A 13,967-nucleotide genomic window follows, 5' to 3' on the forward strand; every position below is an offset into this window, starting at 1 on the left:
CCGCGAAGGGGAACGCGTTCCAGACTTACCTGTTCCGTACCCTGGCGGCATGCGCATGCGTCCCACTGTGAGCTGGACCCCTACCGCTGACCTGCCGCCGGGCACCACGGATCTGGAGCCGGTCGCCGGTGTGCTGAGCACGGGTGGTGTGCTGGTCCTCAGCGGGGCGGGCATCTCCACCGAGTCGGGCATCCCCGACTACCGGGGCGAGGGCGGGAGCCTCAGCCGGCACACTCCGATGACCTACCAGGACTTCACCGCCGGCGCCCAGGCCCGGCGCCGGTACTGGGCACGCAGCCACCTGGGCTGGCGCACCTTCGGCCGCGCCCGCCCCAACGCCGGGCACCGGGCCGTGGCCGCGTTCGGGCGGCACGGCCTGCTCTCGGGTGTGATCACCCAGAACGTCGACGGCCTGCACCAGGCCGCCGGCGCCGAGGGTGTCGTGGAACTCCACGGAAGCCTGGAGCGGGTCGTCTGCCTTTCCTGCGGCGCCTTCAGCCCGCGCCACGAACTCGCCCGGCGGCTGGAGGAGGCCAATGCGGGCTTCGAGCCGGTGGCCGCCGGAATCAACCCGGACGGTGACGCCGACCTCACCGATGAACAGGTCGGCGACTTCCGCGTGCTGCCCTGCACGGTCTGCGGCGGCATCCTCAAACCGGACGTGGTGTTCTTCGGCGAATCCGTTCCGCCACGGCGCGTCGAGCACTGCCGCAAACTGGTCCGTGAGGCGGCCTCGCTGCTCGTCCTGGGCTCCTCACTGACGGTGATGTCCGGGCTCCGGTTCGTCCGCCAGGCAGCCCAGGCAGGGAAGCCAGTACTGATCGTCAACCGGGACCCGACCCGGGGCGACCTGCACGCCCTCACCCGAGTGGCGCTCCCCCTGGGAACAGCCCTCACCACCGTGGCCGGCCGGCTGGGCATCCCCGTCGACGACGAGGCGACGGCCCGGGCGAGGGAGTGACGGTGACGGGACGTCACCGGAGCACTGGTGGAGTGTCGGTGTTCGAGAGTTGCAGTATTCGCCGCCTGGCTGGCTAGGTTTTCGTCAGTCGGCTCCCGGAAGGCGGCTTCATCTGGCCCCAGTTGGTGGAGATCAGAAACACGACCGCTCCCTCTGCCGATGGGGCGTTCGCAGCTGTCCCCGCTGCCCTTGGTCCACTCTCTGCAACAAGAGCCGGGCGGCGGCGGGGGGAGGCACCGTTCTGATGGCAGCGCATGACCAAGCTCAGGACGGGGGGCTGGCTTCTCCGTTCAGGCCGATGTGCAAACCATTCAAACCTTGGGGTACGTCCTCGAAGGCGCCGCCGACTCGGTCCACGGGGTGAGCTCGAAAGGCAGGCGGTCCACCAGCCGGCTTCGTACAAAACTCGGGGACACAGCAGGATCGACGGTAACTGCGGTCAGCGTCCGGTCGTCCAAGCAGTACTAAGTGGCACGTACTTGTCCGAGGCCCAGGGCGTCCCGATGGTGGTCGGCGTGTCCGGGGCGAACACCCACGGCAGCCGGCCCTCAAACCCCTGGTGAAGGGGATACCGGCCGTGCGGTCCCGGCGCGGACCGCGCCGCAGGCGCCCCGGCAAGCTCCGCGCCGATAAGGCGTGCCACTCCGCCGGCACTCTGTTCTGGCTGCGCAAACGCGGCATCATCCCGCATCGCCCGCCCGGCATCGAGTCTTCCGAACGACTCGGGCGCCACCGTTGGAAGATCGAGACGTCCATCTCCTGGCTGTTCGGCTACCGCCGCCTCACTGTCCGGTACGAACGCAAAGGCAGCCATTCCTCGCGTTCCTCGGCCTCGCCGCCGCGCTGGCCTGCTACAAGAAACTCGCCAAACTCACCACGTGAGACATCGTCTTAGGCGGCGAACGCGCCGATCCAGCACTTCTCCGTGCGGCCCGGGGCCCGTATTTCAATTAGTGCTCGGCAGAGGGGGTGTTGGTGGGAGTCTGAGATATGACCTCGTGTCTGTCAGGCCGCGTTGCCGCTCGTGCTCTGCGGGCCAAGTTCGATCAGATCCTGCCGCACTTCGATGAGCGCCGCCGTCGGTTGTACCTGGCCAGTGAGGCGACGGCCCTCGGCCGTGGCGGGATCGTCCGGGTCGCCGCCGCCTCCGGCACCAGTACTGCAACCATCGCGCGAGGTATGGCCGAGTTGGCCGGTTGCTCCTCACCGACCCTGCGGGTGCGGGCTCCAGGTGCGGGCCGCAAGCGGCTGACAGACACCGACCCTGGTCTGCTGCCCGCGCTGGAGTCGCTGATCGAGCCGCACACCCGAGGCGACCCCGTCTCCCCGTTGCGGTGGACCACGCTGTCGTTACGGGCCCTGGCCTCGACCCTCACCACACAGGGCCACCCGGTCAGCGCTTCAACCGTCGGACACCTGCTGCACACCCTGGGCTACAGCCTGCAGGGAACCGCGAAGACAACAGAGGGCATCAGCCATCCGGACCGCGATGCCCAGTTCACCCACCTCAATGCCACCGCCGCCGCGTTCCTCAACGATGCCCAGCCGGTGATCAGCGTCGACACCAAGGCCAAGGAATGGCTCGGCAACCGGGACCGGCCCGGTCGCACCTGGCGGCCGGGCAAGAACGCGATCAAGGTGGACTGCCACACGTTCACCACCAACGACCAGCCCATGGCGATCCCCTACGGGATCTACGACATAGCCAACAACAGCGGATGGGTCAACGTCGGCACCGACCACGACACCGCCCAGTTCGCGGTGGAGTCCATCCGACGCTGGTGGCAAAACCGCGGACGGGCGGACCACCCGAATGCCACCCGGCTCCTGATCACCGCCGACTCCGGCGGCTCCAACGACCCCCGCCGCTGGACCTGGAAAAGCAACCTTGCCACCTTCGCACGAGAGAGCGGCCTGGAAATCACGGTCTGTCACCTACCGCCGGGGACATCGAAGGTCGGGTAGCCGGAGGGATTCGCACCCTCCGGCTCCCACAGATCCGTACGTGACGATCTCTCGTCATACGGCTCTTGTCGTCCTGATCACCAGGCCAAGGAGGGGGAACTGACCCATCTCCACTGCGCGAACATCCCCGGGCGGCGCTTGGCTGCCCGCTGGAAGGCCGCGATGGCCTTCCTCATCGCGCGAAACCGTCTGTACTTGTTGCGGAGCCAGCGCACCAGGTAGGCGTTGATGCGCATCAGAAGTGGATACAAGGCCGATCGGTAGAACCGGCCGTAATACTGCATCCAGCCCGCGACGATCGGATTGATCCGCTGCGCGAGTTCTTCCACGGTGAGGTTGACCCGCCGGTGAAGCCGCCAGGAACGGACCTCCTCGCCGAGTCGTTTGAGGGCGTCCCTGCTGACCGCGGGACGGAACGACCATCTGATGCGGCCGTTCCTGTCCCGCATTTGGCGCTGTTGGAACCTGAACCCCAGGAACGTGAACGACGTGTGCTCGTACGAGCCGCGCCGCAATCCGTCCTGGCAGTACACGATCCGGGTCTTGGCCGGGTGCAGACGCAGCCCGACCTCGGCCATCCTGTCCGAGAGCGCGGCCAGCACCTGGCGGGCCTGGCGCTCGGTGACGCAGTGCACGACCGCATCGTCCGCATAGCGTTCGAAGGGGACGGTCGGAAAGTCCCGGACCATCCAGACGTCGAACGCGTAGTGCAGGAACAGGTTCGCCAAAACAGGAGAAACCGGGGCTCCTTGTGGCGCAATGCCACGTAGATAAGTGTTTTGGGATTCTCTTTCCACATGTGCACAGCGACACGCCCGCGTTGGTTGTGGATGGTCAACCGGCATGGCCGCCGTTGTCTGTGGCGGCGATGAAACGGGTTATCTTCCTTCTTCATGGGTGGGGTTCGGGGTAGCTCGGCGGTTTCCGGTACGCGGTTGACGGACCGGGTGGGTATCGGGGTTCTGACGCGTCTGGTCGACCGGGATCTGGTCGATGAAGTATTGGCTGAGACGGGCCGGTTCGAGAAGCGGTCCCGCCTGCTGCCGGCCCGCGTTGTCGTCTACTACGTCATGGCTCTGTGCCTGTTTTTCGGTGAGTCGTACGAGGAAGTCATCCGTCTACTCGTCAATGGCCTACGGTTCCTGGGGACATGGCGCAAGGACTGGAAGGTCCCCACGACAAGTGCGATTTCCCAGGCGCGTCGGCGTCTGGGACCGGATCCTTTGCGGGTCTTGTTCGAGCGGGTGGCTCTGCCGTGTGCTCAGCGGGGCACGCAAGGAGCCTGGCTGGGCCGGTGGCGGCTGATGGCCATCGACGGGTTCGTGCTGGACATTCCCGATACGCCGGCGAATGACGCGGAGTTCGGACGCTCCGGCGGGACGAAGAACCCCGCTCCTTTCCCGCAGGTGAAAGTCGTGGGACTTGGCGAATGCGGGACCCACGCTGTGGTGGCCGCCCGGCTGGGGCCCTGGCGTGTGGACGAGGGCGCCCTCGCAAAAGAACTCGTCACCGACTTCGAGCCGGGCATGCTGATCACCGCTGACCGGGGATTTTACGCCTACCGCCTGTGGGAGGCCGCCGCCGCGACCGGCGCGGATCTGCTGTGGCGCATGCCCGACGGACCTCATCTCCCGGTAGTCCGGCCGCTGAAAGACGGATCGTACGAGTCCTTTCTGCTCGACCCAAAAGTCAGGAACCGGCGCGGGAACCAGCGTTACCGCGGATCTGCGCGTATCGAGGAGCCGTCCGGGATCCCGGTCCGTGTCGTCGAGTACGAAGTGACCAACCGTGAAGGGAAAGGCGAGATCTTCTGCCTGATCACCACGATCATGGATCCCGACGAGGCCAGCGCCGCCGAACTCGCGGCCGCTTACGCAGAACGCTGGGAACTCGAATCCAGCCTCGACGAGATCAAGACCCATCAGCGCGGCCGGGGCGGCGTCCTGCGCTCGAAAACACCGGACATGATCGAGCAGGAGATCTGGGCACTCCTACTGACCCATTACGCGGTCCGACATCTGATGTGCGAGGCAGCAGACCAGGCCGACATCGACCCCGACAGGCTGTCCTTCATCAGATCACTGCGCATCATCCGCCGCCAGGTCACCGACCAGGCGGGCTTTTCCCCCTCAGCGTCTCACGGAAGCTCTTGAAACAGCCCGCACAGAAATCCTCGAAAGACTCAACCCGCGACGCCGGCACCGTACCAGCCCACGAGCCGTCAAACGCGTCCACGTCCACGCCTACAGGAAGAAACTCCGCACCGAAACCACCATCCACCACCCCGACCCACCCGACATCAAAATCCTCGCCGTTTCTTAACTACGCGGCATTGCCTTGTGGCGTCCCACACTCCCGTTCCAGCAGGGTGCCGTCGGGCATCTTGAGCGGGGCAGCAAGCCACCGCCGCACATACAATTTCACCCAAACGGCGTCGGTGTGCGCTTCCACAGCCTTGACCAGGAGGTCCCAGGGCACACTGTCGAAGAACTGGGAGATGTCGAACTCGACAACCCAGTCCCGTTTCCAGCTGCGTTCCCGACACTTCTCCACGGCATCCAAGGCGGACCGTCCGGGCCGGTATCCGAAGCTGTCCGGATGGAGAATAGGATCCACCCGTCGCACCAAATGCCGGGCCACTACGGTCTGAGCCACACGATCAGCGACGGCGGGAATCCCGAGGATTCTCTCACCGCCGCCATGCGGCTTAGGAATGGCCACCGCACGCACTGGCGGAGGAAAGTAGGAGCCCGACGACATCCTGTTCCAGACCTTGTAGAGGTTGTTCTTCAGGTCCTCCTCGAAGTCGGCGATGCTCTGCCCGTCCACTCCCGGTGCTCCCCTGTTTGCCCTGACTTCCTCCCATGCTTCCTTGACTTCCCACTTAGAAATCTCAAACGGCTTGGCCTGTGACTTCAACTGGCTCACCGAACTCCTCCCGGACACCGTCCGGTTGATGCGATCAACACAGTCACGAACGACCCGGCCCCTTCGCTCCACCCCCATTACAGGAGCTTCCCCACTACTACGAGCCGGTCCGCCGGCGCGTTCCGCATCGGTACTCGGCCCCTTCACGGCACGACCGCTCGGGGTGCTCCCTCTCGCCCGGCCCTACCAGGACGGGCTGTATCGGTACGCGCCTTCTCCTGTTCCACATGACCGCGGCAGATCAGGTTCACGTCGTCTCCATGCCGGACACCGCCTGGCCAGTCGGCGGGCTCCCGCCAGGCTTATCCCGGGACGGTTCCAAGCTCCCCGGTTTTGATGTCGTCGGAATCTTTTCGACACGTCAGCAACGATTCACTTGCGTTCGTCTCCCTGATCCCCACCTGACGCCTCTCGGACGCCTTTTCCTCATCGCTCACCACGACAGTCTTCGGCTAACGCGGCATGAGGCGGTTTGAAGCCTCCCCCCGCAGGGCGACTTCGAAGGGCCAATCCTTCATCGGTCACGCAGCACTGCTTCAAGAAACTCGTCCTACATCGAATTCCCCTCTGCATTCAGGACACACTGGAACAAGATAGAGCACCGGATGTTCTGTCACATCACCGCGAACTGGCGGGGGCGGCCGCTGACCAGCTACCAGGTCGTCCTCGAGACCATCGCCGCCACAACCACCAGGACCGGCCTGACCATCGGGGCCGAACTGGACACAGGCAGCTACGACCTCGGCATCAGCGTCACACCCGCCGAGTTCCACGCCCTTCCGATCACACCCAACACCTTCCACGGTGACTGGAACTACACACTGTCTCCCGTTCCACGACGAGCGCCAGACGCGCCGGCCACGACACACCGGGCCGACCCGGCCCTGACCGCGATGCTCACCGACCCGGCCCTGACCGGCATGTCACGAACCGCCTTCGAGCATCTGGTGGCGGTCTCGGAACCTTTCTGGGACGCCTTGGCCGAGGCAGCATTCCAGCGACGCTTCCACCGCCCGCGCAGCTACCGCCACCCACAGACCAGCAGCGTGGACCACACCCACCGGCTCCTTGCAGCCATCCTCCGCCGCCGCAGAGCGGTGACCATGACGTTCCTGGCCCAACTACTGGGCGTCAACCGCACCAACCTGTCCATCCAGTACCAGGACGCAAAACGGCTCCTGGACCTGCACCGGATCCTCGTCACGCCGATACCCGGATCGCCCGCCCGCACATTGGAACAGCTACACGCCCGAACAACCCCCGCGGGAACCCGTCGCTGACAGTTATTGAAATACGGGCCCCCGCCGCGCCGGAGTACTGCCGCTGCAACCCTGGCCGAGACGGTGCCCTTCAACGAGGCATCGGACCGCACGTCGTCTTGCACGACAAACACAGCGGCTCGCCGCGCCCGAAGTCGCGAAGTCCCGTCACCTGGCGGCACGCCAGCCAAGCACACTCACGAAAAACTCTTGGCCAGCAGGAATAGCGAACTGCAACTGGATTATCAGGCGAAGCGCAGGAGGTGTGGGCTCACCGTCAGGTGCGAGGGAACTCGAAGCTGTCGTCAGCTGCGAGGTCGGCCAGCAGCCCCCCGACCCGGGCACGAGCCCGGTCGGCGACGCCGCTTCCGGGGGCGGAGTGCACGCGGTCGGCCTCGATGGCGGCAAGGGCGGCCTCGGCGACCGCCCTCGCGGACATGACCCCGGGCAGGCCCTTCATGGTTGAGCCGTCAACGCCGGGTGGAAGCGCGGCGACACCGAGCGTCACCGAGTTCTGGCCCAGGGGGGTGTCGACCAGGCCGGGGCAGAGCACGGTGGCGCCCACCTTCCGAGCCGCGCGTCGCAGTTCGGCGTCGAGGGTCTCGGTGAGACCGACCACCGCGTGCATCGTGCCCGTGTAAGGGGTGCGGTCAGGCAGGGGAGCCAGACCGCCGGACGAGGCGGTGTTGAGGATGTGGCCGCTGCCCTGGTCGATCAGGTGGGGAGCAAAGCTGCGTACGCCGTGGATGACCCCCATCACCTTGATGTCGATCATGCGGCGCCACGTAGTGAGTTCCTGCTCCCACATCGGCGCGGCGGGCGATACGACGCCCGCGTTGTTGCAGACGAGGTCCACTCGGCCGTAGGCGTCAATTGTCTGCTCGGCGAGCCGGTCGACAGAGGCTGCGTCGGTTACGTCGGCGACGACACCGATGGCGTCCACGTCGCCGGCGCCCAGCCGCGCGACGGCCTCGTTCAGGCCGTCCTCACGGACGTCGGAGAGGACGATGCGTACGCCGCGGGCCGCGAGCGCCTCGGCCAGGCCGTACCCGATGCCGCTGGCGCCGCCCGTGATGACAGCGACCTGTCCCTTGACGATCTTCATACTGTGTCGGTTCCTTCCACCATGGGATGTGCGGGGTTGGGGATGTGGGCAGATCAGTTGGGCTGGACGCCCACCCTCAGGACTGATGCGTCCGCGTGGCGGGCCGCGTGCACCGTGAAGAAACCGGCCTCGACTTTGCCACGGGCCTCGGAGGCGAGCAGCACACCGAGCCGCCGGATCAGGTCCTCGTCGAAGGAAGCGGCGAGCGCGGTGGGCGAAGGCAGGCTCGCGGACGTGTCGGCCGCGTCGAAGGACGTCCCGCGCACCCCGGCCGGGCCGTCGGACACCGTGATGCGGCGCAGTCCTTCGGCGGGTTCGGGGTGGGTGGTCCACAGGGACTCCCCGGTGAGGAGACGGACCTTGGCCTCCAAGGAGAGCCGGCTGACGGCTGCGTCGAGCCGCGCCTCGAGAGTGTCGGAGGGGCGGTTCATGGTGTTCCTTCAGTTGCAAGGACGCGGGGTGGAACCTGGCCGAGCAGGCGTGCGTCCTGGGCCGGTTCGGTGAAGTCCGGTGCGGGTCGGCAACGCCCGAACGGGGTGCCGGGCCGTGTCGATGTGCGGCTGCGCCGAGTGGGAGCGACCGTCTGCGATGGGCCGGCGGACATCCGCCGGCCCATCGCTGCTGCTTTCAGCGGAGCGCTCAGTTGCCCGACTCCGCGTTGACAGCCTCCAACAGCCGCGTCAGTTCGGCCTTCGGAAGCGATGCCCCGCCACTGAGCGAGCGGACCCGGCCCACCGGGATGCGTAGGCCCGACTTCTTCGCGTCGATGCCCAGTTCCTTGGAAGCGGTGCTCCGCGCCTGTCCCGCACCCTGTTGCACGGCCGCGGCCAGAACTCGCGCCGCCACCGGGTGGGCGAGCAGTTCCCCGATGGTGGAGTTCTCGGTGAAGGGACGCCGGACGGTGTCGGCCTCGACCTCTGTCTCCTTCGACAGCCGCAGGTCTCGGCTCGACGCGCCGGCGTGGAAGGTGTACCTGCCTCCCTCCACGACCCAGCGGTGCAGCGAGATGTCCCAGTAGGCGAGCTCGTCACGGGAGATGACCAGCACTGTCTCCGAGGACTCGCCCGGCGCGAGACGTACGCTTCGGAACGCCTTCAGCTCGACCGGGGGGCGCTGCACGCCGTCGTCCTTGGCGACGTAGATCTGGACGACCTCGCGGCCGTCGCGGGTGCCGGCGTTAGCGACCGTGACCGTGATCTGGATGTCATCGCCCGCGGCGCTGATGTGCAGGTCGCGGTACTCGAAGGTGGTGTAGGACAGGCCGTGGCCGAAAGGGAAGGCGACGTCCCGCTTCATCCGGTCGTAGCCGCGATAGCCGACGAAGATGCCCTCGCCGTAGCGGACATGGAACTGGTCTCCCGGATACGTCGGGAACGACGGCGCGTCCTCGATGCGCAGGGGCACCGTCTCGGCGAGGCGCCCCGACGGGTTCACCCGCCCGAACAGGACATCCGCGATCGCGCCTCCACCGGCCTGCCCGAGGATCGAACCGTCGAGCACGGCGGGTACCCGGTCGGCGACCTCGTGCAGGCGTACCACGCCGCCGTGCACGATGACCGCCACGGTGCGGGGCTGCGCGGCTGTCACGGCCTTGAGTAGTTCCAGCTGGTGGGTCGGCAGGTCGATGTCGGGCCGATCCGTGCCCTCGGCTTCCTCCGCGGCCGTGAGGCCCAGGAAGACGACCGCGACGTCGGCCTCAGCCGCGTGCCGGGCCGCTTCGGCTCGGAGATGTTCGGCATCGCCGCCGTCGTGGCGGTAGCCGTCCGCGACGGCGATGGTCGTGGAGCCGGCGATCGCGCGCATCTCGTCGACGGCCACGTCCACCTTCGTGGGCACGACTCGGGAGCTGCCGCCACCCTGGATGCGCGGCTCGACCGCGAAGGGGCCGATGACGGCGACCGATCGGCCGTCGGCCGCGAGCGGGAGCACGTCGCCGTCGTTCTTGAGCAGGACGATCGCCCGGCCGGCGACCTCGCGTGCGAGGCCGTGATGGCGGTCCACGTCCAAGGCGGCGTCAGGGTGCGCCCGTCGAGCGTTCTCGGCGCGCCGGGCGAGTTGCACGGTCCGTCGGGCCCGCTCCGTGACCACCGACTCGTCGAGTTCGCCGCTTCGGACGGCGTCCACGACCTCCTGATCCGAACCGGCGTCCCCGCCGGGCATCTGCAGGTCGAGTCCGCCGAGCACGGCTCGGACCCGGTCTGCGACGGCGCCCCAGTCACTGACCACGAGGCCGTCGAAGCCCCACTCGTCGCGCAGGACTTTGGTGAGAAGCCAGTGATTCTCCGTTGTGGGAACGCCGTTGAGACGGTTGTAGGAGGCCATGACGGTCCACGGCTGCGCCTCGCGCACGACGCGCTCGAAGGAACGGAGGTAGATCTCCCGCAGGGGCCGTTCGTCGATGTCGGAGCTCGACCGCATGCGCTCGAACTCCTGGTTGTTCGCCGCGAAATGCTTGACCGAGGCACCGGCCCCACGCCGCTGGAGCCCACGCACCCAGGCCGCGCCCATCCGGCCGCTCAGGAGCGGGTCCTCTGAGAAGTACTCGAAGTTGCGTCCACAGCGCGGATCGCGCTTGATGTTGACGCCGGGCCCGAGCAGTACATCGGTGCCGAAGGAGCGTGCCTCGGTGCCGAGGGCTTCACCGACGCGCTCGATCAGCTCGGGATCCCAGGTCTGGGCGAGCGCGGTGGCAGGCGGGAAGCAGGTCGCGGGGGCACTGGGAGCGATGCCCATGTGGTCTACGTCTCCCGGCTGATGCCGCACCCCGTGCGGGCCGTCCTCCATCACGACTGCCGGAAGCCCGGCCGTCCGCTCAGTCACCCAGAACGCGGCTCCGCTGCCGAGCGATGCCTTCTCTTCCAGACTGAGAGAGTCGACGAAGGAGTCGATGTCGACGGAGATGTCGGCAGAGGCGTCGTTCTCGTGGTTCATGAAACCGCCTTCGAGTGGGGGGTGAGAGATGTGGGCCGTCATCGCGTCTTTCGCAGCCGGCCGAAGAGGACTGCGGAAGCCACGAGGAAGCCGCCGGCGACAAGAAACGCGGGGGCGAAGCTGCCCGTTGTCGCGATCGCCGCGGAGGTGACACCGGGCGCGATCGCCTGCCCCCCGGTTCCCGCGACGTTGAGGAAGCCGAGATCCTTCGCCGCCGTGTCCGCCCCGGGCAGCACTTCCGTGCTGACGACCTGTTCCACCGAGTTGTAGATGCCGCCACCGATGGCGCTGCAGAGACCGAAGACGATCATCGCCCACGGCTGCTGCACGAAGAAGAGGAACAGGGTTCCGCCCGTGCACAGGATGGTCGCGCCGACGATGAAGACCTTACGGCGGTTGAACCGGTCGGAGATGGGACCGACGGCGGTTCCCACGATGACCGAGCCGACAAGCTGGGCGAGCCCGAGCAACGACATGGTCTTCCCGGCCTCGGCGATCGTCGCCCCGAGATAGTCGGTGAGGATGTACAGCTGGTAGCCCACCACGACATAGGTGCCGATGATGTTGAACAGCCGGCCGAAGAAGACGAAGTAGTAGTCGCGCGACTCGTGCATCGGGAAGACGAACGCTTTCACGAGTCCCTTGGCCGAGAACGGCTCACGTGGCTCGTCGCGGTTGGACGGCTCGGGTGTGATGACGGCGACGAGCGGACCCGCCAGGAGTGCGAAGAAGGCGAATATGTGCATGCCCGTCTTCGTGTCGTCGAGGAACTGCGGTGCGGCGACCTGACCGATCAGCGCGATGCCCAGCAGCAGGCCGACACCGTACAGCGCGGACATGGTGCCGCGTCGTGCCGTCGGAACCCGGTCGGGCAGGATCGCGATCAGGGGCGCGATGATGGCGTTGAGGAAGAGCTGGAACAGGCACCAACCGGTGACGATCAAGGGAACGGAGCCCGCGTTCGCGACGATCAGCAGCCCGAGGGTCGCCCCGACCGAGCCGACGATCATCCAGGGAACGCGACGTCCGAACCGTGTGCGGGTCATGTCCGACAGCGCGCCGAAGAGCACATTGGCCACAGTTGCGACGATCACGCCGGTGGTCGCTATGAGGGCGATGGCGCTGACCTTCTGATCCGGCGCAATGGCCTCGATCCGTGCGGGCAGGAACACGGCGTTGAAGGCCATGAACGGCCCCATGCACAGCATTGATCCGATGGCCAGTGCGATGCCGGTGCGAACGGGCCGCCATGGGTAGGCGGGTGCGGATGCCTTGTTCTCAACTGGAGACAGGTCGTTCGACACTGAACCACCGCCTTCCGGGAATGTTCATGAAGTGCATGAAGAGATGGGTGCGGAGGCAGGGGAGTCACCAGCTACCTGCACCCCTGTAGGTAGGGAGGTTAAGCTGCTACCTACACCCCTGCAAGTAGTTGCCGTGGCGGATGTGAAAATGACCTCATGAGCGAACCCCGTACTCGCCTGGCAGCGGATGACCGCAAGGCGCAGATCATCGAGCACGCCACTCGCATGATCGCCGCGACCGGCTACCAGGGCTTCTCCATGTCGGCCCTGGCCGAGGCGTGTGGTCTCACCCGCGCCGGCGTCACTCACCACGTCGGCTCCAAGCAGGAGCTACTGATCGAAGTACTGCGGGGCAAGGAGCGTGAATCGAGCAGAGAGTCGCAGGTGGCGATCGAGCGGGCGGGCCGGCAGGACCCGAGGGAAGTGCTCGATCTTCTGATGAGGCGAAACATCGCGCGCCCCGAGATCGTCCGCCTCTTCACGGTGCTGGCGGCGGAGTCCATCAGCACGGATCACCCGGCCCACGACTACTTCGTCGACCGCATCCGCAGGGGTGCCCGTCAGCTCGCCCCCTTGTTCGTGGACCACTCCCCGGACCCGGAGGGCATGGCGATCGAGATCCTTTCGTTCATGGACGGTATTCAGCTCAACTGGCTGCGCGATCCAGAGATCGACATCTGGGCCCGGTGGACGGCCTTTGCCGACCGGTGTTTGGGTGCGAGGGACGGATAGGGCCGGGCCCTTCCTCTTGAGCGTGGACACCCTTGGACACTGGACGTTGGGCCCTCACGCAGGACCACGGCCTGCGCCCCGACTTCGTCGCCGGTCACTCCGTCGGCGCGTTCGCCGCCGTCACGGCGGGCGTCCTGACCTTCGAGGAGGCGCTGATGGCCGTACACCTGCGTGGCGAACTCATGCGGGAGGCCTGCGTCGGCGGCGAGTGGGGCATGGGCGCGCCGTCCTCGGGCTGGGCGCCCGCGAGGTACGCACGCTCACCGAGCGAGTGAGCACCACGGACGATCCCTTGTGGATCCCGAACGTCAACGCCTCCGACCAGAGCGTCCTGTCCGGTACCGTGGTCGCGCTCCCACGGGCCCAGGCCCCGGCCCCCGGCCTGGGCGCGCGTCGCTGGCAGCGCCTGGACATGGCTGTGGCCTCCCACTGCCCGCTTCAGGAGCCTGTGGCCGCCCCTGGCCGAGTACCTCGCCAGTGTTCCGCATCGCCCGCAGCACGTGCCCTACCTGACCGACGTGCGGGGCCGCCGCATCCACCAGGACGTCGGCGCCGTGCTCGACGACCTTGCCCGGTCCGTCGCCCGCCCCGTGCGGTGGTACGACGCGATGCGTGTGATCGGCGAACTCGGCGCGACTCATGCCGTGCAGATCCGCAGGGGCAGGCACTGGCCCGTCTCCTGCTCGCAGCGGCACCGGCGACCCGGCCGATCGCCGTGGAGGAGACGGGAATCGGCCCCCGCAGGTGCGCAGTCGGTGACCCGAGCGCGAGACAGCGCAGAC

General features: G+C 67.0%; 10 protein-coding genes and 2 pseudogenes. 6 read left to right on the top strand and 6 right to left on the bottom strand.

Translation table 11 applies throughout. The features are described 5' to 3' along the window. Window positions 1-49: 49 nt before the first annotated feature. Both Q4V64_RS01100 and Q4V64_RS01110 read left to right on the top strand, forming a co-directional pair. Window positions 50-961 (top strand): NAD-dependent protein deacetylase, encoded by a 912-nt coding sequence (locus tag Q4V64_RS01100; protein WP_124436446.1) that lies wholly within the window; start codon window positions 50-52, stop codon window positions 959-961. Window positions 962-1,951: 990 nt separating this feature from the next. After that, a pseudogene (locus tag Q4V64_RS01110) lies at window positions 1,952-2,917 on the top strand (ISAzo13 family transposase); the annotation flags it as partial. An 86-nt stretch (window positions 2,918-3,003) separates the two neighbouring features. Here Q4V64_RS01110 and Q4V64_RS01115 read toward each other — a convergent pair. After that, a complete protein-coding gene (locus tag Q4V64_RS01115; RefSeq protein WP_348540786.1) occupies window positions 3,004-3,771 on the bottom strand; it encodes a reverse transcriptase domain-containing protein in 768 nt (255 codons plus the stop codon). Between the two features lie 48 nt (window positions 3,772-3,819). Here Q4V64_RS01115 and Q4V64_RS01120 point away from each other — a divergent pair, with 48 nt between their 5' ends. Continuing rightward, window positions 3,820-5,079, top strand: coding sequence for an IS4 family transposase (locus Q4V64_RS01120; protein WP_124445729.1), 1,260 nt, complete (start codon window positions 3,820-3,822; stop codon window positions 5,077-5,079). 169 nt (window positions 5,080-5,248) lie between these two features. Here Q4V64_RS01120 and Q4V64_RS01125 read toward each other — a convergent pair whose 3' ends face one another. Beyond that, window positions 5,249-5,854: a reverse transcriptase domain-containing protein gene (locus tag Q4V64_RS01125; protein ID WP_303708726.1), complete on the bottom strand. Its 606-nt coding sequence runs from the start codon at window positions 5,852-5,854 to the stop codon at window positions 5,249-5,251. A 584-nt stretch (window positions 5,855-6,438) separates the two neighbouring features. Between Q4V64_RS01125 and Q4V64_RS01130 the strand changes: the two are divergent. Then, window positions 6,439-7,154: pseudogene (locus Q4V64_RS01130) on the top strand (ISAzo13 family transposase); the annotation flags it as partial. 236 nt (window positions 7,155-7,390) lie between these two features. Here Q4V64_RS01130 and Q4V64_RS01135 read toward each other — a convergent pair. The 4 genes from Q4V64_RS01135 to Q4V64_RS01150 all read right to left on the bottom strand — a co-directional run bounded on the left by Q4V64_RS01135 (window position 7,391) and on the right by Q4V64_RS01150 (window position 12,336). Beyond that, window positions 7,391-8,218 (bottom strand): SDR family NAD(P)-dependent oxidoreductase, encoded by an 828-nt coding sequence (locus Q4V64_RS01135; RefSeq protein WP_124445849.1) that lies wholly within the window; start codon window positions 8,216-8,218, stop codon window positions 7,391-7,393. Between the two features lie 53 nt (window positions 8,219-8,271). After that, window positions 8,272-8,649: a hypothetical protein gene (locus Q4V64_RS01140; RefSeq protein WP_124445848.1), complete on the bottom strand. Its 378-nt coding sequence runs from the start codon at window positions 8,647-8,649 to the stop codon at window positions 8,272-8,274. 208 nt (window positions 8,650-8,857) lie between these two features. After that, window positions 8,858-11,149: a glycoside hydrolase family 3 C-terminal domain-containing protein gene (locus Q4V64_RS01145; RefSeq protein ID WP_124445847.1), complete on the bottom strand. Its 2,292-nt coding sequence runs from the start codon at window positions 11,147-11,149 to the stop codon at window positions 8,858-8,860. Window positions 11,150-11,187: 38 nt separating this feature from the next. Continuing rightward, entirely contained in the window at window positions 11,188-12,336 is a 1,149-nt protein-coding gene (locus Q4V64_RS01150) for an MFS transporter (protein ID WP_172629652.1), read from the bottom strand. 273 nt (window positions 12,337-12,609) lie between these two features. On the opposite strand from Q4V64_RS01150, the gene Q4V64_RS01155 reads away from it, so the two are divergent. Beyond that, window positions 12,610-13,185, top strand: a complete 576-nt coding sequence (locus tag Q4V64_RS01155; protein ID WP_124445845.1) for a TetR/AcrR family transcriptional regulator — start codon at window positions 12,610-12,612, stop codon at window positions 13,183-13,185. 32 nt (window positions 13,186-13,217) lie between these two features. Beyond that, window positions 13,218-13,460: an acyltransferase domain-containing protein gene (locus Q4V64_RS01160; RefSeq protein ID WP_216377772.1), complete on the top strand. Its 243-nt coding sequence runs from the start codon at window positions 13,218-13,220 to the stop codon at window positions 13,458-13,460. Window positions 13,461-13,967: the final 507 nt, after the last annotated feature.

It is taken from the genome of Streptomyces sp. NL15-2K, from assembly GCF_030551255.1.
Lineage (GTDB): Bacteria > Actinomycetota > Actinomycetes > Streptomycetales > Streptomycetaceae > Streptomyces.